The sequence below is a fragment of the Streptomyces albospinus genome, from assembly GCF_014648695.1.
GTDB lineage: Bacteria > Actinomycetota > Actinomycetes > Streptomycetales > Streptomycetaceae > Streptomyces > Streptomyces albospinus.
This window is the reverse complement of record NZ_BMRP01000016.1, coordinates 46,335-72,841: the sequence shown is the minus strand read 5'-3', so window position 1 is coordinate 72,841 and position 26,507 is coordinate 46,335. Positions and strand designations below refer to the sequence as shown.

The 26,507-nt window shown below is 69.9% G+C and carries 21 protein-coding genes, 1 tRNA gene and 4 pseudogenes; 16 read left to right on the top strand and 10 right to left on the bottom strand.

All coding sequences use genetic code 11. The features are described 5' to 3' along the window. The first annotated feature begins 71 nt into the window (after positions 1–71). From IEZ17_RS22090 to IEZ17_RS22055, 9 genes and pseudogenes are all read left to right on the top strand, one after another. Positions 72–857 (top strand): hypothetical protein, encoded by a 786-nt coding sequence (locus IEZ17_RS22090; RefSeq protein ID WP_189302768.1) that lies wholly within the window; start codon positions 72–74, stop codon positions 855–857. Positions 858–1,117: 260 nt separating this feature from the next. Further along, positions 1,118–2,599 (top strand): PepSY-associated TM helix domain-containing protein, encoded by a 1,482-nt coding sequence (locus tag IEZ17_RS22085; protein ID WP_189302766.1) that lies wholly within the window; start codon positions 1,118–1,120, stop codon positions 2,597–2,599. Positions 2,600–2,711: 112 nt separating this feature from the next. After that, the gene (locus IEZ17_RS22080; RefSeq protein WP_189302765.1) at positions 2,712–3,350 is read left to right on the top strand and encodes a hypothetical protein; all 639 of its coding nucleotides are present in this window, start codon (positions 2,712–2,714) and stop codon (positions 3,348–3,350) included. A 99-nt stretch (positions 3,351–3,449) separates the two neighbouring features. After that, positions 3,450–4,175, top strand: a complete 726-nt coding sequence (locus IEZ17_RS22075) for a YcnI family copper-binding membrane protein (RefSeq protein WP_189302763.1) — start codon at positions 3,450–3,452, stop codon at positions 4,173–4,175. Positions 4,176–4,467: 292 nt separating this feature from the next. Beyond that, positions 4,468–5,316, top strand: coding sequence for a PE-PGRS family protein (locus IEZ17_RS22070; RefSeq protein ID WP_189302761.1), 849 nt, complete (start codon positions 4,468–4,470; stop codon positions 5,314–5,316). A 377-nt stretch (positions 5,317–5,693) separates the two neighbouring features. Beyond that, positions 5,694–6,314 carry a sigma-70 family RNA polymerase sigma factor gene (locus IEZ17_RS22065; protein WP_189302930.1) on the top strand — a complete coding sequence of 207 codons (621 nt, stop codon included), beginning with the start codon at positions 5,694–5,696 and terminating at the stop codon, positions 6,312–6,314. 359 nt (positions 6,315–6,673) lie between these two features. After that, positions 6,674–6,862, top strand: a pseudogene (locus IEZ17_RS42625) (LacI family transcriptional regulator); the annotation flags it as partial. A 286-nt stretch (positions 6,863–7,148) separates the two neighbouring features. Next, positions 7,149–9,248: a protein kinase domain-containing protein gene (locus tag IEZ17_RS22060; RefSeq protein WP_189302759.1), complete on the top strand. Its 2,100-nt coding sequence runs from the start codon at positions 7,149–7,151 to the stop codon at positions 9,246–9,248. Between the two features lie 73 nt (positions 9,249–9,321). Continuing rightward, entirely contained in the window at positions 9,322–9,534 is a 213-nt protein-coding gene (locus IEZ17_RS22055; protein ID WP_373299889.1) for a hypothetical protein, read from the top strand. Between the two features lie 324 nt (positions 9,535–9,858). Here IEZ17_RS22055 and IEZ17_RS22050 read toward each other — a convergent pair. From IEZ17_RS22050 to IEZ17_RS22025, 6 genes are all read right to left on the bottom strand, one after another. Continuing rightward, a protein-coding gene (locus tag IEZ17_RS22050) for an IS5 family transposase (RefSeq protein WP_373299894.1) occupies positions 9,859–10,667 on the bottom strand; the annotation gives its coding sequence in 2 pieces (ribosomal slippage) (positions 9,859–10,325 and positions 10,325–10,667; 810 coding nt in all). Between the two features lie 40 nt (positions 10,668–10,707). Beyond that, the gene (locus tag IEZ17_RS22045) at positions 10,708–11,844 is read right to left on the bottom strand and encodes a hypothetical protein (protein WP_189302757.1); all 1,137 of its coding nucleotides are present in this window, start codon (positions 11,842–11,844) and stop codon (positions 10,708–10,710) included. Positions 11,845–11,923: 79 nt separating this feature from the next. Beyond that, complete coding sequence (locus IEZ17_RS22040; RefSeq protein ID WP_229852495.1) at positions 11,924–12,397, bottom strand: Fur family transcriptional regulator; 474 nt, start codon at positions 12,395–12,397, stop codon at positions 11,924–11,926. Between the two features lie 14 nt (positions 12,398–12,411). Then, on the bottom strand, positions 12,412–12,789 hold the full coding sequence (locus tag IEZ17_RS22035; protein ID WP_229852494.1) for a metal ABC transporter permease: 378 nt from the start codon (positions 12,787–12,789) through the stop codon (positions 12,412–12,414). A 762-nt stretch (positions 12,790–13,551) separates the two neighbouring features. Then, positions 13,552–14,019, bottom strand: coding sequence for a DoxX family membrane protein (locus IEZ17_RS22030; RefSeq protein ID WP_189302754.1), 468 nt, complete (start codon positions 14,017–14,019; stop codon positions 13,552–13,554). Between the two features lie 297 nt (positions 14,020–14,316). Continuing rightward, positions 14,317–14,802 (bottom strand): hypothetical protein, encoded by a 486-nt coding sequence (locus tag IEZ17_RS22025; protein WP_189302752.1) that lies wholly within the window; start codon positions 14,800–14,802, stop codon positions 14,317–14,319. A 561-nt stretch (positions 14,803–15,363) separates the two neighbouring features. Between IEZ17_RS22025 and IEZ17_RS22020 the strand changes: the two genes are divergently transcribed. After that, positions 15,364–16,029: a hypothetical protein gene (locus IEZ17_RS22020; protein WP_189302751.1), complete on the top strand. Its 666-nt coding sequence runs from the start codon at positions 15,364–15,366 to the stop codon at positions 16,027–16,029. On the opposite strand, the gene IEZ17_RS22015 is transcribed toward IEZ17_RS22020, so the two are convergent. Then, positions 15,994–16,078, bottom strand: a tRNA-Leu gene (locus IEZ17_RS22015). The two genes, IEZ17_RS22020 and IEZ17_RS22015, sit on opposite strands and share 36 nt — an antisense overlap. Before the next feature lie 105 nt (positions 16,079–16,183). Between IEZ17_RS22015 and IEZ17_RS22010 the strand changes: the two are divergent. After that, positions 16,184–17,500: pseudogene (locus tag IEZ17_RS22010) on the top strand (DUF2254 domain-containing protein). A 50-nt stretch (positions 17,501–17,550) separates the two neighbouring features. Here the strand turns inward: IEZ17_RS22010 and IEZ17_RS22005 are convergent. Continuing rightward, positions 17,551–19,110, bottom strand: a complete 1,560-nt coding sequence (locus IEZ17_RS22005; protein WP_189302749.1) for an aldehyde dehydrogenase family protein — start codon at positions 19,108–19,110, stop codon at positions 17,551–17,553. A 502-nt stretch (positions 19,111–19,612) separates the two neighbouring features. On the opposite strand from IEZ17_RS22005, the gene IEZ17_RS22000 reads away from it, so the two are divergent. The 5 genes and pseudogenes from IEZ17_RS22000 (at position 19,613) to IEZ17_RS21985 (ending at position 25,153) form a co-directional block, all read left to right on the top strand. Then, entirely contained in the window at positions 19,613–21,295 is a 1,683-nt protein-coding gene (locus IEZ17_RS22000) for a thiamine pyrophosphate-binding protein (RefSeq protein WP_189302925.1), read from the top strand. Between the two features lie 13 nt (positions 21,296–21,308). After that, the gene (gene frc, locus IEZ17_RS21995; RefSeq protein WP_189302747.1) at positions 21,309–22,538 is read left to right on the top strand and encodes a formyl-CoA transferase; all 1,230 of its coding nucleotides are present in this window, start codon (positions 21,309–21,311) and stop codon (positions 22,536–22,538) included. 104 nt (positions 22,539–22,642) lie between these two features. Beyond that, positions 22,643–22,789 (top strand): annotated as a pseudogene (locus tag IEZ17_RS44520) (acetate--CoA ligase family protein); the annotation flags it as partial. A gap of 120 nt (positions 22,790–22,909) precedes the next feature. After that, positions 22,910–23,654 (top strand): annotated as a pseudogene (locus IEZ17_RS21990) (CoA-binding protein); the annotation flags it as partial. A gap of 86 nt (positions 23,655–23,740) precedes the next feature. After that, positions 23,741–25,153: an OFA family MFS transporter gene (locus tag IEZ17_RS21985; RefSeq protein ID WP_189302745.1), complete on the top strand. Its 1,413-nt coding sequence runs from the start codon at positions 23,741–23,743 to the stop codon at positions 25,151–25,153. A 79-nt stretch (positions 25,154–25,232) separates the two neighbouring features. On the opposite strand, the gene IEZ17_RS21980 is transcribed toward IEZ17_RS21985, so the two are convergent. After that, positions 25,233–25,601, bottom strand: a complete 369-nt coding sequence (locus tag IEZ17_RS21980; protein ID WP_189302744.1) for a chorismate mutase — start codon at positions 25,599–25,601, stop codon at positions 25,233–25,235. A gap of 152 nt (positions 25,602–25,753) precedes the next feature. Further along, positions 25,754–26,437: a GntR family transcriptional regulator gene (locus IEZ17_RS21975; RefSeq protein ID WP_189302742.1), complete on the bottom strand. Its 684-nt coding sequence runs from the start codon at positions 26,435–26,437 to the stop codon at positions 25,754–25,756. Positions 26,438–26,507: the final 70 nt, after the last annotated feature.

Sequence of the window (26,507 nt, the reverse complement as noted above, 5' to 3'; positions counted from 1 at the left end):
GACACGTCCGGTCGGCATTCGGCCACCCCCTGTCCGAAAGCGTCTGGGCCCCTTGGCATGATGTCGGCGCCATGCCTGTCACCGCTGCTGTGCGATATGTCCGGGCCGCGGTGTTCGCCGCGGTCTGCGTCGCGCTGTCCGCGGCGGGGCATGCCGTGATGTCCGGTCCGGCGGTACCGGGGTGGGCGCTGGCGGCAGCCGCGGTGACGGTGTTCGTGTGCGCCGGGCTGGCTGCCGGCCGTGAGCGGTCCCTGCCGGTCATCGCCGGCGGGGTGCTCGCCTGCCAGGGCGGTCTGCACGTGTTCTTCTCCTGGGCGCAGGGGATCGCGGCATCTGCTCAAGCTCCCGGCAAGGCTGCGGCCTGGGCGGATCTGCTGCTGTGCGGTCACATGGGCCCGGCGGGTTCGGTACCCCTTCCTGTCGGGTCGATGCGGCAGGTCGTGCGGGCGGCGGGCATGGACTGGAACCGCCCGCCCGTGCACCCGCCCGCCGGGGGTCCGGCGCGCGGCGGTTCCCCCGCTGACGCCATGCACTCCATGGCGGGCATGCACTCCATGCCCGCCATGCAGCACGCCGGCGTCGGCATGCTGGCGGCGCACCTCCTGGCGGGGCTGGTGTGCGGCTGGTGGCTGCACCGCGGTGAGCGGGCGCTGTTCGCGCTGCTCGCGGCTCTGGCTGCCGCTGCCGACCGGTCGCTGCACCGGCTGCTGCATCTGCTTCTCGTGGGCGTGACGGTGCCCGTCGCACACGTCGGACCCCGGCGGGTCCGACGTCCGGCCGCGGCTGAGCAGCCGCACCTGGCAGTGGTCCGGCACGCGGTCATTCGCCGCGGCCCTCCGTTGTCCTTCTCGTACTGATCACCGCGTGGTGTGCGGGCTCCGTAGGTCGGGGCCTGTGCTTCGCCGTGCCCTGCGCGGCGGACACGCGGCATCCCGGACGTCGCCTCGGTACGCCGGTCCGCTGACCGGCGGTCGTAGTCGTATCTGTATCTGTGCTCGCGACCGTCCGGATTCCTTCTGAGATCACCTGCGCTCGGCTCTGCCCGGCCGCGGGGTACGACGAAAGACAACTCGCGATGACGCACGCCCCGAGCGTGTCCGAAAACAGGCCAGACGCCGTGCCGGACACCACTCCGGAGACCGCCGAGCCGGAGAGCGGCACCGACCGCATCCGGCGCCCCTCCCGGAATCAGCTCTACAAGACCCTGTGGCGCTGGCACTTCTACGCCGGTCTGCTGGTCACCCCCTTGCTGATACTGCTCGCCGTCACCGGCGGCATCTACCTGTTCAAGCCCGCCTACGAGAACTGGGTCTACAAGGACCTGCGCACCGTCCACGCCGCGCAGAGCGCCAAGCCGGTGCCGCTGGCCGCGCAGGTGGACGCCGTACGCAAGGCGAAGCCCGAGGCGACCATCCAGTCCGTGACGCCGCCGAGCGACGCCACGCACAGCACGATGGTCACCCTCGCCGCCGACGGCGGCGGCCCCTGGGCGCCGACCGTGTCGGTGTACGTGAACCCTTACGACGCCAAGGTGCTGGGGTCGGTCGACAACGCCAAGACCTTCATGCAGAAGGTCCGCGACCTCCACGGCCACCTGCTCAGCGGGTCGGTCGGCGACCGCCTCGTGGAGCTGACCGCGTCCTGGGCCGCGATCCTGACCTGCACCGGGCTGTACCTGTGGTGGCGGACCCGTCCGCGCGACGGCCGTACCGGGCGGCGCGGGCTGCGCCGCTGGCACGCCACCGTCGGCGCGGCCGTCTCCGTCTTCCTGCTGCTGCTCATCGCCACCGGCCTGCCGTGGACGGGCCTGTGGGGCCAGCAGTTGCAGAAGGCCATCACCGCCACGAAGCAGGGCGCCCCGAGCGCGGAGGACTACAAGGTCTCCTCGAAGATCCCGCCGACCACCGCCGACCACCTCACCTCCAACCCCGACACCTCCGTGCCCTGGGCGGCGGAGAAGGTCCAGGTCCCGAACTCGCAGCCGGCTGACGGGCACGAAGGGCATGAGGGTCATGCCGGTCACGCGGGTCACATGGGAGGCCAGGGCGGAAGCGGTGCCGCGCCGGGCAGCATGTCCATCGAGCAGGCGGTCGCCGTCGCGCACCGTGAGCGCGTGCCCGGCACCTTCACCGTGACCCTGCCGCAAGGCCCGAAGGGCGTCTACACGATCTCCGGCAAGTCCGAGGCGGACCCCGCCAAGCAGCGCACGCTCTTCCTCGACCAGTACTCCGGCAAGGTGCTTGCTTCCTACGGCTGGCCCCAGTACGGCCTGCTGTCCAAGCTCGTCGAGGAGGGCATCGCTCTCCACCAGGGTGAGCGGTTCGGCCTGCCCAACCTCCTGGTCGCACTCGGCACCTGCCTCGCCGTCATCGGCATGGCCGTCAGCGGCGTCGTGATGTGGTGGCGCCGCCGCCCCAGCGGCAGGGGCCTGGGCGCACCCCGCCGCGCCCAGGACGCCCGGGTCACCCGCGGTGTCGCGCTGATCATGCTGGTTCTCGGGGTGGCCATGCCCCTCGCCGGGATCTCCATGCTGGTCATCCTCACCCTGGACCGGTTGGTGATCCGCCGGATCGCCCCGCTGCGCCGCTTCTTCGGCTGAGCGACAAGCCGCGAACGAGCAACAAGCCGTGAGAGGAGGCGAGACGAAGGTTTTGCGAATGAGGACAAAGGACCGCTACGCACTCCGGTCTGCAGGGAAGAATCCGGCCGTCATGTATGCGTCCCCTGCGCTGCGGATCCTGCGTGCTGCGGTGTTCGCCGCGGTGTGCCTGACGCTGTCCGCCGCGGGCCACCAGCTCGCGGCAGGCTCGGCGCCACCGGCGTGGGCGGACGGAGCCGGTTTCCTCGCCGTCCTCGTTCTGGGCTATCTTCTGAGCGCCCGGGAGCGGTCGCTGCCGGGGATCGGCGGCGCCATGCTCACCACCCAGGGCGTGCTGCACCTGGCCTTCGACGCCGCCCAGACCCCGGCACGGCGCCTCACTACGGCCGGCATGCCGATGGGCATGCACGCGACGCGGATGATGGCGCACCCCCACCCCATGATGGTGCACCCCCACTCGATGAGTGCCCACGCCGTCGCGGCACACACGGCGGCGGCCCTGCTCGCCTCGTGGTGGCTGCGGCGAGGCGAAGCAGCACTGTGGTCCCTGCTGCGCAGGGCCGTCACGCTGGTGCCGGGGCTGCTCGCCTGGTGGGGCGCCCGCACGGGCCAACTGCCCGCTCTCGCGCACGCGGTCGTCCCCGACGGGCGGACAGCCGGGCAGCGGCCCCTACGCCAAGTACTCCTGCGCCACGCGGTTCTGCGCCGCGGCCCACCGCTTGCGGACCCGTACCGAGTTCTGTCCGGGTGAGCCGTCCGGCCGTTCCCCGCAACGGTCTGCTCGCCCACACCTCCCGCATTCCTCCCGGCGGCTGATCACCGCCGACCAATTACCAGTACGGAGTCCCCCATGTCCCCGAAGCACACCACCGTCCGGCGCGCTCTGCGCCGCACCACCCTCGTCACCACCCTCACCGCGGCCGGGCTGCTCACCGCCGCGGGCTCGGCCTTCGCGCACGTGACGGTCCACCCCGGCAGCTACCCGAAGGGCGCCACCGACGGCACCCTCACCTTCCGGGTTCCCAACGAGGAGGACGACGCCGACACCACGCAGGTCCAGGTCTTCCTGCCCACGGACCACCCCATCCCCTCGGTGCTCGTCACCCCTGAGCCCGGCTGGACCGCGGAGGTGAAGACCACCAAGCTGAAGAACCCGATCAAGACGGACGACGGCACCATCAACGAAGCCGTCTCGCAGATCACCTGGACCAAGGGCAAGATCGAGCCCGGCCAGTACCAGGACTTCAGCGTCGCCTTCGGCCAACTCCCCGACGACACCGACCAACTGGCCTTGAAGACGCTCCAGACCTACTCCGACGGCAAGGTCGTGCGCTGGATCGAAGAGCCGAAGCCGGGTCAGGCGGAGCCGGAGAACCCGGCACCGCTGCTGCACCTCACCAAGGCCACAGACGAAGCCGCCCCCTCCGCCTCCGCTTCCGCGGCTCCCAAGCCTTCCGCTGCCGCCGCCGGCGACTCGACCACACGGGGCCTGGGCATCGCGGGCCTGATCGCGGGTGTTCTGGGTATCGGAACGGCCGCCGTCGCCCTCTACCGCAGCCGCTCCGCCCGCCGGTAACGCCCGTAGCCAACCGGGATACCGGGCAGCAAACCCTGGTGGGGCGGACGGAGCTCTACCGCCCTACCAGGGTCTCCGCGAGAGACAACTCAGGCTCGGACAACGACGAAACCTCAGTCAGGCGCGGGCATTGGTCGGTCAGCTCAGGTCAGTGGGTCAGCCCGACCGTCGCCCCGGTGATCGCTGCCGTGGCGGTCTGGTCCTGGCGGGCGGTGAAGCAGCGCCACGGTCGCCGAGATGTACCGTGCCCTCACCCTCCCGAGTGGGCGGGGCAGCTGGCACGATGGCCGACATGACTGCCGGGTCGGTTTCACGCGCTGTGCGCGCCGCGATCTTCGCGGTGGTGTGCGTGACGACCGCGGCTCTGGGGCACGCGTTGATGTCCGCACAGCCCTTGCCCTGGTCGACTCTGGTTGCCGCGCTCGGTACTACGGCCTGGGCGGCCTGGTGGCTGACAGGGCGGGAGCGCGGCGCGCTCGTCGTAACCGGTTCCACCATGGTGGCTCAGCTCGGTCTTCACTCCCTGTTCAGCCTGGCGCAGGCGTGCCAGGCCGGCACGACCGCCGCGGTCGAGACCGAAAGGCTCTGTGCCGTACGGGCGTTGTGCGGTGCGTCGGGCGCCGGTCCTGCGCCTGAGTCGCAGGCGCCGACGGCCCGGATGCTGCACCAGGCCGGCCTCGGCCTGGGGACCACCCACGGGTCCCCACCGACGCCGATGGACGGCATGCCCGGGATGAGCGGTACGGCGGGCATGGACGGCATGCCCTCCACCTCTGCCGCGCATATGGACTATATGGGCCATCTGACCACCACCATGCACGGCGATATGAGCACGAGTCAGATGCAGTCGATGCACTCCGGCTACGGGGCGCTCGGCATGTTCCTCGCCCACGCGCTGGCCGCGCTGGTATGCGGGCTGTGGATGTGGCGCGGCGAGGCGGCAGCTTTCCGGCTCGCCCGCAGCATGGCCGCGGTGTTGTTCGCGCCGTTGCTGCTGGTCCTGACGACGCTGGGGTGGATCGGCCGGAAGCCGCCCGCGCGCCCGGTTGCCGCCGCGGGGCACGTCGTGCGCCTACGCGGGGTGCTCCTGCAATACGCCGTCTCCCGCAGGGGCCCGCCCAGGCACTCCCTCTGCTGCTGACCGCTCGTCCTGGAGCTTCCCGGCACCGACCGGGATTCTGCAGTGCCGTCATCGACGCTGCTGATGCGCATGTCGTCGATGACGCAATGCTGTCGATGTCGTCCGGGATCCCCCACTCCCCTTTTCCACAAGGCGCATTGAACCAGTGACGGGCGGAGTACCGGCGTGTCCGCGCGGCTGCCTTCCACATCCGTGAGCAGTGTTGCCCCACACGCCGGCCTTGGCCCCGCGGCACTCCGGCCTGCCCACAGACGCACGCCCGTCGGCCGTCGTCCCCTGACGTCGTCATCGACCTGAGTGCGGGTGCTCGGAGTGCCACTCAGCGACGGGCCGTGCCGTACCTCGTCACGGCCCGCACCCTCGAAGGACATGTGGCGATGATTCCTGCCCTCACTGGTCCGCCCCGTGGCAAGCGGACCGCAGTGGACAACGAGCAACTGACCAGCTTGGCGTTGACCGCGCGGGACGGCGACCCGGTCGCCGTCGAGCGCTTCATCCGCGCCTCCCACCGCGATGTGTGGAGGTTCGTGGCGCGCCTGAGCGGCGACCCGAACAGCGCCGACGACCTCACCCAGGAGACGTTCCTGCGCGCCCTCACCAGCCTGCCGCGATTCGCCGGACGCTCCGGCGCCCGCACCTGGCTGCTGTCGATCGCCCGCCGTGTGGTGATCGACCGCTACCGGTCCGCCGCCGCCCGCCCACGCATCGCCGACGTCGAGGACTGGCAGGCGGTCGCGGAAGCCAGGCAGCCCAGCGGACTGCCGGGCTTCGACGACGGACTGGCGCTGAGCGAGCTGGTCGACGCACTGGACGGCGAGCGGCGCGAGGCATTCGTGCTCACCCAGCTGGTCGGGATGCCGTACGCGGACGCCGCGGCGGTCGTGGGCTGCCCGATCGGCACGGTGCGCTCACGGGTGGCCCGCGCCCGCGCCGACCTCACCGGCTGGCTGAGGGCCGCCGAAACATGCGGTGGAGTCCCCCAGGTAGTCGCGGCGTGAGCGGCTCCGGTTCCAAGTGATCATGGAGTTGCCGGTACGCCGCCTCATAGGGCGGAGAGCGCCCGTCCGGGCCGGCGTACCGGCAACCCGCGGAGGCACTGCCGTCGCCGGGCAGGCGCAGCCATGCCCTATCCGGAACTGACAGAGAGGGTGGGCCCGTCAGAGGTCGGGCGGCGCTCTTCCGACTGTCGGGTGTGGTGTCCACATGGCCAAACAGGCGCGGGAGCGGTGCCGGCGCGCGTACTCGGTTCAGCCGTTGGTGGCGCGAGGCCGGTACCCGAGCCAGAAGGGGACCTTCGAAGGCAGAGGCTGACCTTCGGTTGATCCGTCGTGAGGTATGAGTTCGGTGGGTGCGATGTATCCCTGACCGGGGGCAAGGTGGATGCGGACGCATCGCAGGGGACGGCCTTCGGCGACCTGGCGGCCTGCGTCATACGCACCGGACGATGATGGAGGACCTCGGCACGGAGAAGGTCCTCATGGACGAGCGCATGGGCCACATCGACGGCTCCGTCTCCGCGCGCTACGCCCACGTCACGCCTGGCATGCCGGTGGCGGGGGGGTCGTGCTGGCGACGGCCCCCGCTTTGCCTGCGCTGATGAGCCTTTTACTACCCCTGGTCTGAGACCTCGGTCATCCGACCGGAAGGCGCCGGATATCTCATTTGTGACCTCTAGAACAGGCCAGTGCTGCGGATCGGACGGAAGAACGGGAACATCGCCTTGCTGTCCGGAATCGCCGCCGCTATGAGGAGCAACTGACACGGTCCCCCAGCAGGCGCCCTGGTCTGCAAGCCCTGCCTTGCAACTTCCGTGCAGCACTAAGGTGTTCGACGTGACAGAAGCGAACGGGGAATTGATCGGCGGCCGGTACCGACGGATCGAGCTGATAGGTCAGGGCGGCATGGGCCGCGTCTGGCGGGGTCGGGACGAGACGCTCGGGCGGGATGTCGCCATCAAGGAAGTGATATTCCCGCAGGGCATCACCGCCGAGCAGCGAGACGTCCTACTCCAGCGTGTGACACGGGAGGCGCGCGCCGCAGCACGGCTCAACCATCCCGGGATCATCACGGTGCACGACGTGGTCGAACACCAGGGCGCGCCCGTGATCGTCATGGAATACGTGACCGGCATCTCCCTGGCCTCGTCGATCGCGCAGAGCGGAGGGCTGCCGGTCCGCACAGTCGCCGAGATCGGCACGAAGATGCTGCAGGCATTGAACCGCGCCCACGCATCCGGCATCGTCCATCGCGACCTCAAACCGGACAACGTCCTGCTGATGGACGACCGGGTCATCATCACCGATTTCGGCATCGCACACATGGCGGACTCGACCACGGCGCTCACCCACACAGGCACGATCATCGGCACACCGGCCTACATGGCGCCCGAGCAGTTGGCGGGCAAGACTCCCTCAGCCGCCACCGACCTGTGGGCCTTGGGCGCCACGCTCTACAGCGCCGTCGAGGGTCAGCCCCCCTTCAGTGCCGAGACCTTCACCGCACTGGTACTCGCCGTGATCAGCGAGGACCCGCGCCCTGCCCTGCGTGCAGGGGGCCTGTGGCCGGTTCTTGCGGCCCTGCTGACGAAGGATCCGGCGCAACGTGCCACGGCCGCGCAAGCGCAGGCCGCGCTGGAGCAGGTGGAACGGACAGGAGCGGCCGTTCCCGTTCCGATTCCCACTCAGGTCGATTCCGCGCCGTCGCCGGGGCCGCACGCGGCACACCAGCTGCCAACCCAGACGGGCACCCCGTTCGCACCGCCCGTCTCCCCGGGGTCCGGCGGGACCCCGGCATCCAGGGCGCCCAGGACTCTCGGGCGGCGCAGCGTCCTGTGGCTCGGCCTGGGCGGGGCCGCTGTGGTGGCCGGCGGCATCGGGATCGCCCTGAAGACCGGCGACCACACCCCACCGAAGCCCAAGGTGAACCCGTGGGAATACGCCGTCGAGGGCCCGCACCATGACGGTAATCCGCCTCCGTTCGCCGTGGCCGACGGCGCCCTGTACGTCTCCACCGAGGAGACCATCGTCGCCCTGGACGCGCGCACCGGACGCAAGCGCTGGAAAGGCCCCTCCGACTTCTCCCGGGAGTACAGGTACAGGAACCCCCTCGTGGCCGCCGACGGGGCGGTGTACGCGTCCGGCCAGATCGGCACCACGTATGGCCTGTGCGCACTGGACGCGGACGGCAGGAAGAAGTGGTTCTGCTCCTTCGCCGACTCCGACCACAGACCGGTCGTGACCGACGGAATCGTCTACATCACGGCGTACGGCCATGTGTACGCCGTGCATGCGGACAACGGGCGGAAGCTGTGGAGCCATCCGCTGGGGGACAAGGACTCCGGCGGTCTGGCGGTGGCCGACGGCACCGTGTACGTCAGCGGCGGCAAAGCCCTGTACGCGCTGGACGCGGCCAGCGGCGCCAGGAAGTGGGCCTTCCCTCTCGACTACGGAGCACGCCTCAACCAGCCACCCGTCGTGTCCGGCGGACTCGTGTACGTCCTCGACGATGTCACGAACCTCCACGCGCTCCACGCCGCCGAGGGCACCAGGAAGTGGTGGCTCAAGTTCAACGGGCAGAGCCTCCGCGCCGCGGGCGACATGCTCTACGTCACCGGCGGCGACGATGCGGGAAACGGAATAGTCCACGCGCTCGACTCGTCGACGGGGAAGAGGAAGTGGGGCCACAAGGTGAACTCCAGTCAGCTGTCGCCCACGCAGCTCGCACTGGCGGGTGACCTGCTCTTCGTCGCCAGTACCGAGGACAAGGACGGTACCGTCTACGCCGTCGACACCGGTGACGGCTCCCAACGCTGGTCCACCGGGATTCTGGAGAAGCTGGGCAGCGACATGGCGGCCGCCTACGGATTCGTGTACGCCTCCGTCAATGGCCGTGTCGTGGCCCTCGACGCGGCCACGGGGACGGCGCCGACCTGAGCACGAGCACGACATCGACGGGCGGCACCAGCACGCCGGGGAACAGCCCTGCGGGATGATGCCGGGCGGCCCTGTGCGGGGCGTCCTTCTGACATGTGCGGGGATTCCAGAGCGCACCCACGCCTGGCAGAACTCCTTCCACCGGCTCGCACGCTGCTTCGAACGGCGGGTCACCGTCATCGAAGCCTTCTTCGACCTCACCGACGCGATCATCACCGTCCGCAGCCTGATCCGCCGAGCCTGGCCCACCCACGGCTGGGATACACGTCCTCGATGCCGACTATGACCGATGCCCGGCGTACGGACGTTCAGGTGTCGGCCGACAGCCGGTCGCCCATTTGCACGGCCGCAACCATAGCCATCGGCACGTCCAGGATTGGTCGTTGATCGAACAGCCCCCAGGACGCGCCTTGCCTTCGGCGGCGGCTCCTTCCACGGGGCCAAGTTCTCCGGCGGCGAGGTTGACTTGCGCGGGCGTCGGGCGCGATGTTCGGGGCCGATGTGCTCGCGCAGCCGCCTGTCGGCCTTCTCGTCCCGCCGCCTGTCACCGCCACTCCCACCCGAGCGCCCCGGAGTAGCACGGCCTGGCATCCCTCGCTAAGACGTTGTTTCACTTGGTGAGTTGGCGGTAGCCAATGAGGGCTGAGGCTATGCCGACGAAGGCGAGGAAGTGTTCTGCCTTGCGTTCGTAGCGGCGGTGGAGCCGACGGCAGCCGGCCAGCCAGGACACGGTTCGCTCGACCACCCAGCGATGTCGGCCCAGTCGTGTGGAGGACTCGATGCCCCTGCGGGCGATGCGATGGCGGATGCCACGCTCGCGGAGCCATCTGCGCAGGTGGTCGTAGTCGTAGCCCTTGTCGGCATGCAGCTTCGCCGGCCGGCGCCTGCGCGGTCCGCGGCGGGAACGGATTGGCGGGATGCCGCGGACCAGTGGCTCCAGCCCCTGGCTGTCGTGCATGTTGGCCCCGGAGATACCCAGCGACAGTGGCAGCCCGTTGCGATCGGTGATGAGGTGGATTTTCGATCCGCTCTTGCCGCGATCGGTCGGATTCGGTCCTGTCAGTGGCCCCCTTTTGCCGCCCGGACACTGACCGAGTCGATCGCACATCGCGACCAGTCCACCTCGCCGCGAGCTCCGAGCTCGTCGAGGATGACCCGGTGGAGCCGGGCCCAGACCCGGTCCCTGCTCCACCGGGCGAAGCGCCGATAGACGGTCTGCCAGCACGGCCCGAACACCGGCGGCAACTGCCGCCACGTGCAGCCCGAGGTCGCCACGAAGACGATCGCGGCCAGAGTCTCGCGGTCACCCGCCCGGCGCCGGCCCCCGCCCTGCGGACGCTTCACCTCCGTCGGCGGCACCACGCGCCGGAACAGCACCCATAACTCCTCCGGGACCAACCGCTCAACCAGATCCGTCATGGCCTGACCAACGACCCACAAGGCCAAAAGAAACGACGTCTTAGCCGTCCGCTCCCAACGAAGGGTCAGGGCCGAAGTCGACGACATCCATGCGGGCGTGCCCTCCCGGCGGGCTGGTCAGCATGCCGCGCACACGAACGGGGATTCCGGCATCGTGGCAGCGCACGGCTGTGTGGTAGTCGCTGTCGGGCAGATCCATCCATACCGTGCGGCTACGGCGCTGAATGAGCGTTTGGACCCCGACGCGGCCGGTGTCGTCCTCAGGATGACGGCTGAGGTCGGTGACTACGCCGTAGATCAGGTGCTCGCGTGTGTAGATCTTCGTTTTGAGCTGTTCGGACACCCGATCGACGATGTCGATCGCGTCGCGGTTGAATTCAACCCGCGCTGGCGTACCTGGCGGTGGTGCGGCCACACGGGACCAGGCGAAGGACACGTCGAGCGCGCTGACGGACTCGGTGTTCACCACTTTGGCGAGGGCCCGGCACAGCTCGTAGGACACTCCCTCCCCGATGGAGTCATTGATCTCGCTTCGGGTGGGCTCGCGTTCGGCGCTCGCCAGGTCCTCCAGTACGCCCAGCGCGCGGGACATCGTCGCAGTCACCCGGCGGTCGAAGAGAGTCTCTTCCACTTGGATGTCGATGTGGTCCTGACGCGGTGAGTAGACGTCCTCGGGAGAGCGTGCCTGGCTGATGACGGGCACGATGTAGGAGCCGCGACGGGTCTGGCTCAGGCGGACCTCTCGCGCCTGGTCACGCGCTCGGGTAGGGAAGTTCCGGAAGTGCCCCTGCCGTCGGATGGTCGCCGCAGCGGAAGCCACACGCAGGCGCTTGGCGGAGACAAAGAGCTCGTACCCGGACTCAAGCGGGATCGACCCGTCGCTCAGTGACGGGTGGGAGGCTCGGAGGTCGGTGACATCGTGATAGACGGCGGCAATGGCGTCGTGGACAGTCTGGACGTCTTGGGCCTCGACCCTGGCGAGGTCTTGGACGAGGATCCGTGTCCGCTTGTCGAAGTCCGGTGCGCCGGGCTTCATCGGGACCAGGACGACCTCGTCCGCCGGCCCCGGCAGGCTCCACAGTTCGGCGACATCTCCGCCTGATACGGGAGCCCACCCGGTGACCTTCAGGTAGCTGCGGATCTCTCCGGGGCCGAAGTCCGGGGTGATGTCCACCATGTCGGTTGCGGGACATCTTCCACTTGGGAAAGGCCATGGGGTCCTCCTGGGGGGAGAGCACGGGGACGGCACGTAGACGCTACATGGAAATGGATCCCATTTCCATCTGACTTGATGTCACTTTCCGCCGCAGTCCGGGCACACCCCAGACAACCACCGTGTGCCGGACGTTCGCGAAGCCGGAGTTCCGTGCGATGCCGTCCGCCCACTCCTCGATCGGGCCGGAGTCGACGGGCCGGCTCAGGCCGCATTGGGTGCAGATGAGGTAGTGGCGGTGGTCGGGGCCGGGGCGGTAGCGGAAGAAGCGTTCGCCGTTGGTGTCGCGGACCATGTCGGCCCGTCCGACGTCGGCGAGGGCGGTGAGGGTGCGGTAGACCGTGGACAGGCCGACCGGTGAGCCGGCGGCGGCGAGCCCGTTGTGGAGCGCCTGGGCGCCCACGAAGCCCTCGGTCCGGATGAGCGCCTGGACGACGACGGTGCGTTGCTGGGTGTTGCGGCCGATCAGCGTGACGTCGGCCGACGGTGTGGGGGCGTGCTGTCGGTCGCGGTCCATCAACGTGCCTTCGCTTACGTGCCGGTGGGGACGCCGGTTGTCGTACGAGGAACGGGGGCGGGCCGTCGTGTCGCGAACGTCGCGGCGTAGACGGCCGTGGCGACGGCCATGATGGCGAAGCTCGGCGGCATCTCCGGCACCGCGTACGCGGCGAACAGCCCCGCCCATATCTCCAGCACCGCCAGCCCGGTGGAGAGGGCGAGTGCCCGGTAGGGGCGGTCGGTGAGCCGGATGGCGGCGCCCGCGGGTGCGGCGAGCAGGCCGAGCAGGCCGAGCAGACCGAGCAGGAGCAGGGAACCGACCGCCTGGGTGGCCTCGGCGGCGCTGACGCCGGCCAGGGCGAGGAAGCCGTACCCGAGGAGACGGACCGGTACGCCGCGTGCGGCGGCCACGGCCTCGTCGAGCGGCCGGGACGGTGGGCAGTCGGAGGGTGGGGGTGGCGGCGGTCGGTTCCGGGGAGGCGATGTCGTCGGGGAGGTCGGTGATGGTGCGGTGGTAGGCGGCGATGGTTTCGGTCAGGGTGATCAGGAGGAGGCGGAGGTGAGATGGAGAAGGACGGCTGCCGGGTCGGCGTGGTCGGGCCAGCCGATCTGTACGACGCCGTGCGGTGGGGTGAATACGGGTCCATCTGTCCGCGCTGACCTCGCCCTCGGTGGCTCTGCAGTGACTCGCCACTGGATCGCGGAACCGCCAGCGTGGAAAGGCCCATGACCGGTCAAGGATGAGCCGGAGTCACTGATCGGGGTTGACCGCTGCGCCACGGGGTTCGAGCCCCTGCTCTACTCCTTGTGGGGCTTGATTGGCCGCTGCTGGCGGCCCGACCGGCACGCAGGGCGGCTTCTGCGAAGCCCCCTGCTTACCCGATCTCGCTAGGGCGCGTATCGAGTCCTGATCAATCTGCGGGATTCGCCCTCAAGGCGGGGCCTGGACCGGTAGACCTTCTTGCGTGACGCGAGTGCAACTTACGGACGAGGAGTGGGAGTTCATTGGGCCGCACCTGCCGATCGGCGAGTACGGCCCGTACCCCGAGCGCTTGCGGCAGCAGTTCGAAGGCGTGATCTGACGGTTCAAGACCGGCGGGCAGTGGCGGGAAGTGTGGGCGGCAGGTGCCGGTGAAGCAGGATGGGACAAGGTTGTGCGGAGTAGCTCGTAGTTCACACCCTGAGAGCTCGCACGGCTGCCCTCATCTCATGCTCGGGTCTCCGGGATGTGTCCGGGTGGCTGCACAGGAAGAGCCCGGCGCTGAGCAGGACGAGGTTCTTGACGACGAACTCGCCAGTCATGGTCAGCTGCCAGGGGTTGGCGTGCAGGAAGGCGACTCCCGGGAGAAAGACCAGAACGCTGAAGGTGCTGAACATGTGGGTGGCGAACAGGGGAAGCAGCCACTTGAGGCGACGTCCGGACAGGAACCAGAGACCTACGACGATTTCCAGGATTCCCACCGCAGAGACGAACCAGGTCGGGGTGGTGAACGGCACGGCATCGCGAACGAGCTTGCCCACGGGGGTGCAGTCAGCTGCCTTGAGAGCCCCGAACCATACGTAGACGGTCCCGAGGGACAAGCGCAGAGCAAGAAGTCCATGACGGTTGAGCTGGCGCAGAGCGAAGGTGAGTGACGGCATGCTTCTTCTCAGTTTCGGCATCTAGCGATTCGCCTTCCAAGATCTCCACAGACGGTTTCGCCATGCGAGTCCCCCAAAGGAATCGCCATGGCGCACGACCGGCGAATGTTCCCGGCCTGAAGGTTCTGGGCCTTCGGCTACCGCCGCCAACCCAGACTTGACGATCGAAACCGCGATGATGGTTCGATCCGGCGGTGGTCCCGGCGCTGCCCCAGCTATCAGCTGGCATTGAGCCGGCGCGCGAACATTGGCGCACGTCGGCAATCCGCCCATCGACCCGCGTGCGGGGACGAGCGGTCAGCAGCAGACCGGAAGTACCGGCGGACCTCTGCGGAGGACGGCGTATCGCAGCGGCCACGCGCACAGCCGCCGAACGGGACCGTAAGCGGCCCCGGGACGTACAGGGGAGGCCGGGCCGACGTAGGCGAATGACCGCCGAGCACGCCGCAGCGGCGCGAAGACCGAGGCGGCCAACGACCGGCCCAGGCGGAACGCCGCCGCCTCACCGCACCACAGCCACAACCCGCAGATCAGCGCGGCCAGACCATGCGCGAGCCCCATGCCGAGGGACCAGGAGTGTCCGGTGGCCGCCATGCCCACGGAGCCGGACATCCCGCCCATGCCACCCATGCCGTCGTGCGCGGCCATCGGTGCAGGCATTGCGGTTGCCGTCGGCGACTGCGACAGGCTGAACACCGTGTGCAGTGCGAGCTGCGCAGCCACGGCGGAGCCGGTGACCACGAGCGCGCCGCGCTCCCGTCCGTCACGCGCGCCATGAGTCACGCCGTCACACCGGAACTCGCCCTCCTGGTTGCCCTACGCTCTCCACGACGAGTGAACGCAGCCGGTCGTGTCCCCTGTCGTGGAATAGGGATCGACGTGGGGATCCGCAGGTCGCGCTTGCGATTCATCGACCGGCGATGCTCGATTCTTGATGTCCAGTTGGCTCTGATGACCCGCGCGTGGTCACCGTCATGACGCCCGTTGGCATGACCTCGGTTGTGGGGTGCCCAAGATTGACAACGTGGGTTCAGGCGTCGCGATGACCTGACACTTCGCCAATCGCCCGCGTCGCACTCTCGCTGCCGAGCCGGCCTGAGCCCCGCCCCCAACAGCGCCGAATCCGGCCCCGGCGCCGGCCAGCAGCGCTGCGGCCTGCGCCGTTCGGAGGCTGGGCGGCCCCCCAGGCGTGATTTCGGCGAACCAGGCCGTGTTCGTCCTCGGGATTGTGAGGCGGGCGGCAAGGATCGCGCGCAGTCATGTGACGGACAGCGACACCGGCACAAGCGCAGCCAAGACCGCACAGTCGAACGCAGCCCCCGCACCACCAACCGCCCCTACGCCTTGCGCGGCCGCATCCGCTGCTTCCTGTGCCAGCGCAAGATGCAGGGCACCTTCAACCACGGCCACCCGCACTACCGGTGCCGCTACCCCTCGGAGTACGCGAAGAGCGAAGGCTTCGACCACCCCTTGGCCGTGTACGTTCGGGAGGCCCTCATCCTGACCGAGCTCGACAAGTGGATCGCCACGGTCTTCGCCCCGGGCCGCTTGAAAGCCACGTTGCACGCCATGCAACAGTCCCAACGAGCCCACGTCGCAGCCGAGCCCGACCTCGGCGCAGCGCGGCAGGCCATCGCGGAATGTGACCGGCGCCTCACCCAGTACCAGGCCGCCCTCGACGCCGGCGCCAACCCCACCACCGTCGCCGACTGGATCAGCCAGGCCGAAGCCGAAAAAGCCGCCGCACAACACCAACTGGCCACAGCCCGAGCCGCACAACGAACGGTTCTGACCGACGAGCAGATCACCCACATGATCAAGGGCCTCGGCGACCTGACGGACCGACTCCTCGCCGCCGACACCGGCAGCAAGGCCCGGATCTACGAAGCCTTCGGACTCGCACTGACCTACAACGCGACGAAGCGGGCTGTGACTGTTGAGTCACAACCCGCTTCATCCGTGCACGCAAGAACGTGTCCGAGGGGGGACTTGAACCCCCACGCCCGATAAAGGGCACTAGCACCTCAAGCTAGCGCGTCTGCCATTCCGCCACCCGGACCAGGTGTGATCTTCGCGGGGCGTTGCCCGCGGCGACATGGACAACAATACCAAGGTTTCGGAGTGCCTTTCACCTGCGTATCCGGGCGGGACATAAGGTCCATTTATGGGTGATGAGGGACAGGTGGGGCCGCGCCGACCGCGGGCGCTTTCGCCGTTGCGGGAGCACTTGCGGGACACGTTCTGGTTCGCGCCGACGGTGGAGCTGATGGGGGCCGTGGTGCTGTGGTTGGCGGCCATGGCGGCGGATGCGGAGATCGTGGCGTATCTGAAGGGGGAGGGGGCGTACGGCGAGGTCGAGGATCTGATGTCCGTCGCCGACGACGCGCGGACGATCGTGACCACGGTCAGCTCGGCGATGATGACCTTCATCGGTGTGGTGTTCAGCATTTCGCTGGTCGCGGTGCAGATGGCGAGCGGCCAACTGACGCCGCGGGTGGTGCGGATCTTCGTACGGAGCCGGATCAGCAAGGCGACGCTGGCCGTGTTCCTGGCGACGTTTCTGTTCTCGCTGCTGGTGCTCACCTCGTACGAGAGCGAGACGCCGGCGCGGGAGGTCGAGTCCGTACCGGTGGTGCAGAGTCTGCTGACCCTGGCGCTGGTGGTGCTGAGTCTGCTGCTGTTCATCGCGTATGTGTCGGCCACGCTGCGATTGATGCAGGTGGGGCCGGTGGTGGACCGGATCGCGAAGGACACGTGGCAGATGCTGGCGCGACTGGAGGTGGGTGGGGAGGGCGGTGCCGTGCCGCTGCCCGGGGAGACGGGGCGGGTGGTGTACGAGGGGGCCGCCGGGGTGGTGCGGGATGTGAATGTGGCGCGGCTGGTGGGGGCGGCGCGGCGGCAGGGGGTGGTGCTGCGGCTGATTCCTAGGATCGGGGACTTCGTGATGCCGGGGACGCCGGTACTGGCGGTGCACGGCGGGGCGGCGCCGTCGCGGCGGGCGTTGCGGTAGACGGTGTCGGTGGGGGTGGAGCGGACGTTTCACCAGGATCTGGGGCTGGGGCTGCGGCAGTTGTCGGACATCGCGCTGCGGGCGCTGTCGCCGGCGGTGAACGATCCGACCACGGCGGTGCAGTGCCTGGACCGGATCGTGCAGATTCTGGCGGCGGTGGTGGAACGGCCGCTGGGCACCGTGCACCACCGGGACCGGCGGGGAGCGGTGCGGCTGGCGCAGAGCGTTCCGGGGTGGGCGGATCTGGTGGATCTGGGGCTGGCCGAGGTCCGGGGGGCCGCGGTGGGGAGTCCGCAGGTGACGCGTCGGATCCTGGCCGGGATCGATGATCTGCTGCGGCTCGCGCCGGAGGAGCGGCGGGAGCCGCTGGTGCGGCACCGCACCCTCCTTGTGCAGGCGGTGGAGGGTGCGGTGCCGGCCGCGGCGGACCGGCGGTTCGCCCTCTCCCCCGACCGGCAGGGGATCGGGTAGGGAGCCGGGCCCCGCCTCACCGAGGTGCCTGCGGCATCGAACCGAGGCGCCTACGGCATCAGGTGGTATTCCGGGAAGTTGCCGGGGAGGCGTTCGTCCGCGGGGCCCTCGGTCACGGCGCGGACGAGGAGGTCGCCGCCCACGAAGGCGCCGCGCCAGGAGTTGCCGAAGCCGCCGAAGAGCTCTTCGCGGTCACCGCGGGAGCGGGGCTTGTTGCGGCCGACCTTGAAGGCGCGGATCTGCGGGGCCAGGCGGTCGTAGGTCTCGTCGCAGTCGCAGGAGAGGGTGGCGACCAGGGCGCCGTTGCTGGCGTTCATCGCGGCGAGGAGTTCCGCCTCGGTGTCGACGAGAACGATGGTGTCGACGGGGCCGAAGGGTTCGGCGTGGTGGAGGGGGGAGGACGGGGGCGGGGACAGGAGGGTGGTGGGCGGGAGGTAGGCGGAGGTGTCCTGCGAGGGCAGGAAGTGGCCGTCGGCGAGGGTGCCGCGGTGCAGCGGCACGGCTCCGCGGGAGATCGCCTCGGTGACGAGGTCGGCGAGTTCCTTGGCCTTGGCAGCGTTGATCAGGGGGCCGAAGTCGAGGTCGGGGAGGGGGTCTGTGGGGTCGGGGACGGCCAGCGGGTGGCCGAAGCGGACGCTGCGTACGGCCGGGAGGTAGGCGGCGAGGAAGTCCGCGAACGCCTCGCGCTGGACGACGAAGCGGGGGTAGGCGGTGCAGCGCTGCTTGGCGTAGTCGAAGGTCTTGCGGAGCTGGGGGGTGAGGGACTGCCAGTCGGTGAAGTTCCAGATGGCCCAGGTGTTGAGGCCCTCCTGTTCGAGGATGTGGCGTTTGCCGAGGTCGGCGACGGCGGTGGCCACGCGGGCGCCGGTGTCGCGTCCGCCGACGAAGGAGACGCAGCCGATCTCCGGTGAACGTACGAGGGCGGGTGAGAGGGCGCTGCCCCCGCCGCTGACCAGCGTGGCCGGGACGCCTTCGCGGGCGGCCAGGGCGCAGGCGAGGGTGAGGCAGACCAGGCCGCCGTCGGTGGGGGTCTTGGCGATCACCGCGTTGCCGGCCAGCGCCTGGACCAGCATCGCGTGGATCAGCACCGACATGGGGTAGTTCCAGCTGGCGATGTTGCTGACCGGGCCGGGCAGCGGGGACCGGTCGATGAGCATCCGGTCGATCTCGGTGACGTACCAGCGGACGCCGTCGATGGCGCGGTCGACGTCGGCCTGGGCCGCCTTCCAGGGCTTGCCGATCTCCCAGACGAGGAGCAGCGCGAGCAGTTCGCGGTGTTCGGTGAGGGCGTCGAGGGTGGCGGAGATACGGGCCTTGCGTTCGGCGAGCGGGACCTGGCGCCAGGCGCGGTGCTGGTCGAGGGAGGCGCGGACGGCGCCCAGCGCGGCGTCCGCGTCGAGGCGGGGCGGGCCGGCGATGGCGGTGCCGTCGACGGGGCTGCCGGCGGGCAGCGGGTCGCCGTCGGCGTGCCAGGTGCCGGCCCAGAGGTTGCGCACCCGGTCGTCGCGGAACGCCTCGGGGGCGGCGGTCCGGCTGCGCTGCCAGGCCTCCTGCCAGGAGGTGCCGGGTTTGAGGGTGAGTGTCGGGGTGGTTTCGGAGGTGGGTGCCATCGGGTGTCTCCGCTCTCGGTGCACGGCCGGAGGGGCAGGGTGGTGGCGCTCGGGCGGCTCCGTCGGAAACCGCGTTACTGGACGGTAGCGGTGTGTGGTGGCGCGCGGGCCGTTGCGGCGTCGGGTATGGCGAGTGTCACTCGGGGCGGTCGGCACGACCACCTGGGGGCGGCGACCGGGGGCCGGCGGGCCCGGTCCGGCCGCCGGGCCCGACCCGGACCCTGACGACGGCCCGGCCGTCGAGGCGGGTGGCGGCGAGGCGGGCCGCGACCGGCGGCTCCGGCGGCATACGCGGCCAACACGCCGTACTCCGCGAAAAGTTCCCGTGCCCGACGTCCGAACCGGTCCATGCCCGTTCCTTGACCCGATCGCCGTGCGCCCCTCTGGACATCGGCGATCCGATGAGGGATAACGGGTTCATACAGTATTCGTCGACTGTATGCAATCTGCCGCACCCCCGGTCGATGTCGCCCGTACGAGCCAGGGAAGGGACGCGATGCACATGCCCGAGGACGCCCAGGACCTCATCTCCGGCGGGCACTTGGTCGCCAAGGCGCTCAAGGCGGAGGGGGTCGACGTCATCTACACCCTCTGCGGCGGCCACATCATCGACATCTACGACGGCTGCGTCGACGAGGGCATCGACGTGGTCGACGTACGCCATGAACAGGTCGCCGCGCACGCCGCGGACGGCCGCGCCCGGCTCACCGGGAAGCCCGGCTGCGCGGTGGTCACCGCGGGTCCCGGCACCACCGACGCGGTCACCGGCGTCGCGAACGCCTTCCGGGCCGAGTCACCGATGCTGCTGATCGGCGGTCAGGGCGCGCGCTCCCAGCACAAGATGGGGTCGCTCCAGGACCTTCCGCATGTCGACATGATGACGCCGATCACCAAGTTCGCCGCCACCGTCCCGGACACCGCGCGCGCCGCCGACATGGTCTCGATGGCGTTCCGCGAGTGCTACCACGGCGCGCCCGGCCCCTCCTTCCTGGAGATCCCGCGCGATGTGCTGGACGCCAAGGTGCCCGTCGCGCAGGCCCGGATCCCGCAGGCCGGGCACTATCGGGCCTCGACCCGTTCGGCCGGCGATCCGGAGGCGGTGCAGCGGCTGGCCGATCTGCTGGTGCACGCCGAGAAGCCGGCGATCCTGCTCGGCAGCCAGGTGTGGACGACGCGCGGCACCGCAGCCGCCGTCGACCTCGTCCGGGCCCTGGACATCCCTGCGTACATGAACGGCGCGGGGCGCGGCACGCTGCCGCCCGGGGATCCGCACCACTTCCAGCTGTCGCGCAGGTACGCGTTCGCCAACGCCGATGTCATCGTCGTCGTCGGCACCCCCTTCGACTTCCGGATGGGGTACGGCAGGCGGCTGTCCCCGGACGCGACGGTGGTGCAGATCGACCTGGACTACCGGACGGTGGGCAGGAACCGGGACATCGACCTCGGGATCGTCGGGGACGCCGGGCTGATTCTGGCGTCGGTCGCCGAAGCCGCGTCCGGACGGGTCAGCGGCGGCGGGTCCCGCCGCAAGGAGTGGCTCGACGAGCTGCGGGCCGCCGAACAGGCCGCGCTGGACAAGCGGTTGCCGCAGCTGCGGTCCGACGCCTCCCCCATCCACCCCTACCGGCTGGTCAGCGAGATCAACGACTTCCTGACCGAGGACTCGATCTACATCGGCGACGGCGGCGACATCGTCACCTTCTCCGGGCAGGTGGTGCAGCCCAGGTCGCCCGGCCACTGGATGGACCCGGGCCCGCTGGGCACCCTCGGCGTCGGGATCCCCTTCGTCCTCGCCGCCAAGCAGGCCCGGCCGGACAAGGAGGTGGTCGCGCTGTTCGGCGACGGCGCGTTCAGCCTCACCGGCTGGGACTTCGAGACCCTGGTCCGCTACGACCTCCCGTTCGTCGGCATCGTCGGCAACAACTCCTCGATGAACCAGATCCGTTACGGCCAGAAGGCCAGGTACGGCGCGGAGCGCGAGCGGGTCGGCAACACGCTCGGCGATGTGCACTACGACAAGTTCGCCCAGATGCTGGGCGGTTACGGCGAAGAGGTCCGCGACCCCGCCGACATCGGGCCGGCGCTGCGCCGGGCGCGGGAGTCCCGGAAGCCCTCGCTGATCAACGTATGGGTGGATCCGGACGCCTACGCCCCCGGAACCGTGAACCAGACCATGTACAAGTAGGAGGGAGTCCGCCGTGACCAAGGCGCTCGACGGCATCCGTGTCCTCGATATGACCCATGTTCAGTCCGGGCCGTCCGCCACGCAGTTGCTCGCCTGGCTCGGTGCGGACGTCGTCAAGCTGGAGGCCACCACCGGTGACATCACGCGCCGGCAGCTGCGTGACATCCCCGACGTGGACTCCCTCTACTTCACGATGCTCAACTGCAACAAGCGCAGCATCACCCTCAACACCAAGACCGCCCGGGGCCGGGAGCTGCTGACCGAGCTGATCCGCCGCAGCGACGTCCTGGTGGAGAACTTCGGGCCGGGCGCGGTGGACCGGATGGGCTTCACCTGGGACCGCGTCCAGGAGATCAACCCGCGGATCGTCTACGCCAGCATCAAGGGCTTCGGCGAGGGCCCGTACACCGACTTCAAGGCGTACGAGGTGGTGGCCCAGGCGATGGGCGGCGCGATGGCCACCACCGGCTTCGAGGACGGGCCGCCGCTGGCGACCGGAGCGCAGATCGGCGACTCGGGGACCGGTGTGCACTGCGTCGCCGGGATCCTCGCCGCGCTCTACCAGCGGACCACGACAGGCCGCGGGCAGCGGGTCAATGTGGCCATGCAGCACGCCGTGCTCAACCTCTGCCGGGTCAAGGTGCGCGATCAACAGCGCCTGGAACACGGCCCGTTGACGGAGTATCCGAACGAGAGGTTCGGCGACGAGGTGCCGCGCAGCGGCAATGCCAGCGGTGGCGGGCAGCCGGGGTGGGCGGTGCGGTGTGCGCCGGGTGGGCCCAATGACTATGTCTATGTGATCGTGCAGCCGGCCGGCTGGCGACCGCTCACCGAGCTGATCGGGCGGCCCGAGCTGGCCGAGGACCCGGAATGGGCGACGCCGCAGGCCCGGCTGCCCAGGCTGTCGAAGATGTTCCAGCTGATCGAGGAGTGGAGCAGCACCCTGCCCAAGTGGGAGGTGCTGGAGCGGCTCAACGCGCACAACATCCCCTGCGGGCCGGTCCTGTCGACGAAGGAGATCGTCGAGGACGCCTCGCTGGCCGCCAACGGGATGGTCGTCCGGGTCGAGCACCCCGAGCGCGGCGCGTTCACCACCGTCGGCTCGCCGCTGAAGCTGTCCGACTCCCCCGTCGAGGTCCGCCGTTCCCCGCTGCTGGGCGAGCACAACGACGAGGTGTACGGGGGCGAGCTGGGCCTGGGCGACGAGGAACTGCGGCTGCTGAAGGCGGACGGGGTGATCTGACGGATGCTCAGAAAGGCATCGTTCGAGAGGTGTTGGCCGGGGCCCGGGAGGGGCGGACGGCGCTCACGGCACCCGAGGGCCGGCGGATCGCCGAGGCGTACGGCATGGCGACCCCGGCCGAGGGGCTGGCGGAGTGCGCCGATGACGCGGTGGCGCTGGCGGACCGGATCGGGTTCCCGGTGGCGCTGAAGATCGTCTCGCCGGACATCCTGCACAAGACCGGCGCGGGCGGGGTGCGGGCCGGCCTGACCTCGGCGGCCGAGGTGCGGGGCGCGTTCACCGCGATCGTGCGGAACGCGCAGGCGTACGCCGTCCTGCGCCGCCGCGGTGCCCCCTCGCTCAGCAGGATGCGGACGTCGGCGGCCAGCACCCCGTCCGCCGCGGCGAACACCGGATTGAGGTCGACCTCCGCCAAGATCGGCAATTCGGTGCTGCACAATCTCCTCGACGGCGGCTTCCCGGGAGAGATCCATCCGGTGAACCCCAAGGCCGACGGCGTTCTCGGCCGCAAGGCGTACCGGACGGTGGCGGACGTACCGGGCGAGGTCGATGTGGCGGTGCTCGCGATCCCGGCGCCGTTCGTCCCCGCGGCGCTGGAGGAGGCCGGCCGCAAGGGCATCCCGAACGCCGTACCGATCCCGTCCGGCTTCGCCGAGACCGGTGAACACGCCCTCCAGGAGCGGATCGTGGCCATCGGAGATGGACGTCCCGGAGGACCTGGACGCGGCGTTCCGGCGCTTCATCCCGCCGTTCGGGGCGGCCGGCAACCCGGTCGACATCACGGGCGGCGAGCCGCCGGCGACGTACGAGGCGACCATCCGGCTGGGTATGGCGGACCCGCGGATCCACGCCCTGGTGCTGGGCTACTGGCACACCCTCGTCACCCCGCCGATGGTCTTCGCGGAGCTGACCGCGCGGGTCGTCGGGGAGTTCCGGGCGCACGGTGTCGAAGAGCCGGTGGTGGCGTCGCTGGCCGGGGACACCGAGGTCGAGGAGGCAGCCGGGTGTCTCTTCGAGCGGGGCGTCGTCGCCTACCCCTATACGACCGAGAAGCCGGTGGCGGCGCTGGGTGCGAAATACCGCTGGGCGCGGGCCGCGGGGCTGCTCGGCACCTGATCCGGCTCTCCGGGAGAACGAAGAGAGCGGACAGGGGGCGCGCTGACCGGGTTCCTGCGATCCAAAGGGAATGCAAGGGGAACGACATGACCGACCGGAACGACCTCGAACAGGACGACGCGGCAGTCGGCAGCCGCAACTACCGGGAAATCACCGACAGCAGGGGCCGGGTCTACCGGGTCGGCGAAACCGACCGCGATGTACTCGGCGGCCACTCCCGGAAACTGATGGTGTATCTGCCGTGGATCGCGATGATGGCCATCAGCGTTTCCGAGTACGCCTACGGATCCGCCGAGGACACCCTCGCGCACGCCCACCACTGGACCCGGAGCGATACGTTCTGGATTCTGAGCGTCTGGGTGTTCTTCCAGGCCGGGATCGCCTTTCCGGCCGGCTGGCTGCGGGAGCGCGGAATACTCACCGCCCGCCCGGCCATGTACCTCGGCGCGGCCCTCTGTCTGCTCGGCTTTGCCGCCCTCTCGCATCTGGACGACGTCCTGCCGGCGATCTGCGGCTTCGGCGTCGTCGGCGGCATCGGTTCCGGGCTCGTCTACGCCACCTGCATCAACATGGTGGGAAAGTGGTTCCCGGAGCGACGGGGCGCGAAGACCGGATTCGTCAACGGCGGATTCGCCTACGGCGCGCTGCCGTTCATCTTCGTCTTCACCTACGCCTTCGACATCGGCGACTTCCACGAGGTGCTGGACCTCATCGGGGTCTATGTGCTGCTCGTCGTGGCGGGCTGCGCCTGGTTCTTCAAGGACCCTCCGAAGAACTGGTGGCCCGCGGACGTCAACCCGCCGAACTTCGGCGGCAACACCAAAGGCGCGGCGAGCCTGGCGAAGAATCCCCCGGCGGCGAAGCAGTACACACCCGCGGAGGCCGTCCGCAGCGGAATGCTGCCGCTGATGTGGGTCACCGTCGTCCTGACCGCCGGCGTCTCCGTCTTCGGGATCTCCTTCCAGGTGGACTTCGCGAAGGAAGTGGGGTTCGGCCCTCTGGTCGCGGCCTCGTCCATGGGCGTGATGTCGGTCGTCAACGGCGTCGGACGGGCCGTGGTCGGCTGGTTGTCGGACCTCTGGGGCCGCAAACCCACCCTGGTATTCGTCATCGTCGTCCTGGGCCTGGCGCAGTTCGGCGTGATCTGGGCCGGCGAAATCCACAGCGAATGGCTGTTCCTGGCCTTCGCCTTCCTCTCCGGCTTCGGCGGCGGCGCCTTCTACCCGCTGTTCGCGGCCCTGACTCCCGACTACTTCGGCGAGAACTACAACGCCACCAACTACGGCCTGGTCTACAGCGGAAAGCTCGTCAGCGGCCTGTTCGGCGGCGGCCTCGGCTCCATGGTGGTCACCGCCTGGGGCTACAACGGCGCCTACGCCCTGGCCGGCGGCGTCTCCGTGGTGGCAGCGGTCTTCGCCCTCCTGCTCCACCAGCCGGGACGGACCCGCCTCCGTGATGTCACTCCCCATCCGCACCCGATCAGCCGCGAGACGACCTGAGCGACGCTCCGGGAACGCAACGGGCCGGGCGTCCCGCACCGGGGAGGCTCCCAGCGCGGCGCCCGGCCCTGCAAGAGCCTCAGACCCCGTCGTGCACGACCTCTTCCCCGTTGGTGCGGTCGGCGATGGCCCGGTGGTGGCGGACGACCTCGTCGATGATGAAGTTGAGGAACTTCTCGGCGAAGGCGGGGTCGAGGCGGGCGTCCTCGGCCAGGCGGCGGAGGCGTTCGATCTGGTCGGCCTCGCGGGCCGGGTCGGCGGGCGGCAGGCTGTGCCGGGCCTTGAGTTCGCCGACCTGCTGGGTGCACTTGAAACGTTCGGCGAGCAGGTGCACCAGCGCCGCGTCGAGGTTGTCGATGCTGCTGCGCAGGTGGAGCAGCCGCTCGCGGGCCGCCTGGTCGGCGACGGAGGTGGCGTCGCCGACCGCCGGTGCTGTCCCTTCACTCATGTACGTCTCGCCGTTTCTGGTCGGGTTCCGGGGCTATGTCCGCGATGCGGTACCGCGTGATCGCCTGCACATTACCCGGCCGGCGGCGAGTGATTCGTGCCGGTCTCGCGGATCGGACGGGGCACGGAAGCCCGCCGGCCGCGCCCGGTGCGTCAGGCGCCGTCGCGCCGGCGCTCGTGGTACGTACGCCGGGTGTGCTCGGTGTGCGCGCGCATCACCGTGGTGGCGCGCGCCTCGTCGCCGTCGGCGATCGCCGCGATCAGCTCGCGGTGCTCGGTCCAGGACTGCCTGCCGCGCTGCCGGGCCACCGGCGTGTAGTACCAGCGCACCCGCCGCCCGACCTGTTCGGCCAGCTCCGCGAGCACCGCATTGCCGGCCAACTCCATGACCTTGGCGTGGAATTGTGCATTGAGCGCCACCGCGGCATCCACGTCGTCGTCGCGGACGGCGCGCTCGCCCTGCTCGCACAGCCCTTCCAGCTCCGCGACCCCGGACGCGCCGGCGTGCGCCGCGGCGAGCCGGGCGGCCTCCGCCTCCAGCAGCGTCCGGACCGTCAGCAGTTGGTCCGCCTCCTCCTCGGTGGGCTCGTGGACGAAGGCGCCCTGCGCGGGCCGCAGATCGACCCAGCCGTCGGTGTTCAGCCGCTGGAGCGCCTCGCGGACCGGCTGCCGGGAGACCCCTAGATGGCCCGCGAGTTCGCTCTCGACCAGGTGCTGGCCGGGCCGGAGCGCGCGGGTGGTGATGAGTTCGAGCAGCGCCTCGTAGACGCGCTCGCGGAGCGGGCCGGGTCGTTCGAGCTTCGGCACGGCTCCCTGCGGTAGCCCTGTGGACAGCATCGAGGTCCCCCTCCGCAATGGGTTATCGTCTACAGTCTACCGAGTACAAGCCGCCCTCCACAGTCCGGAC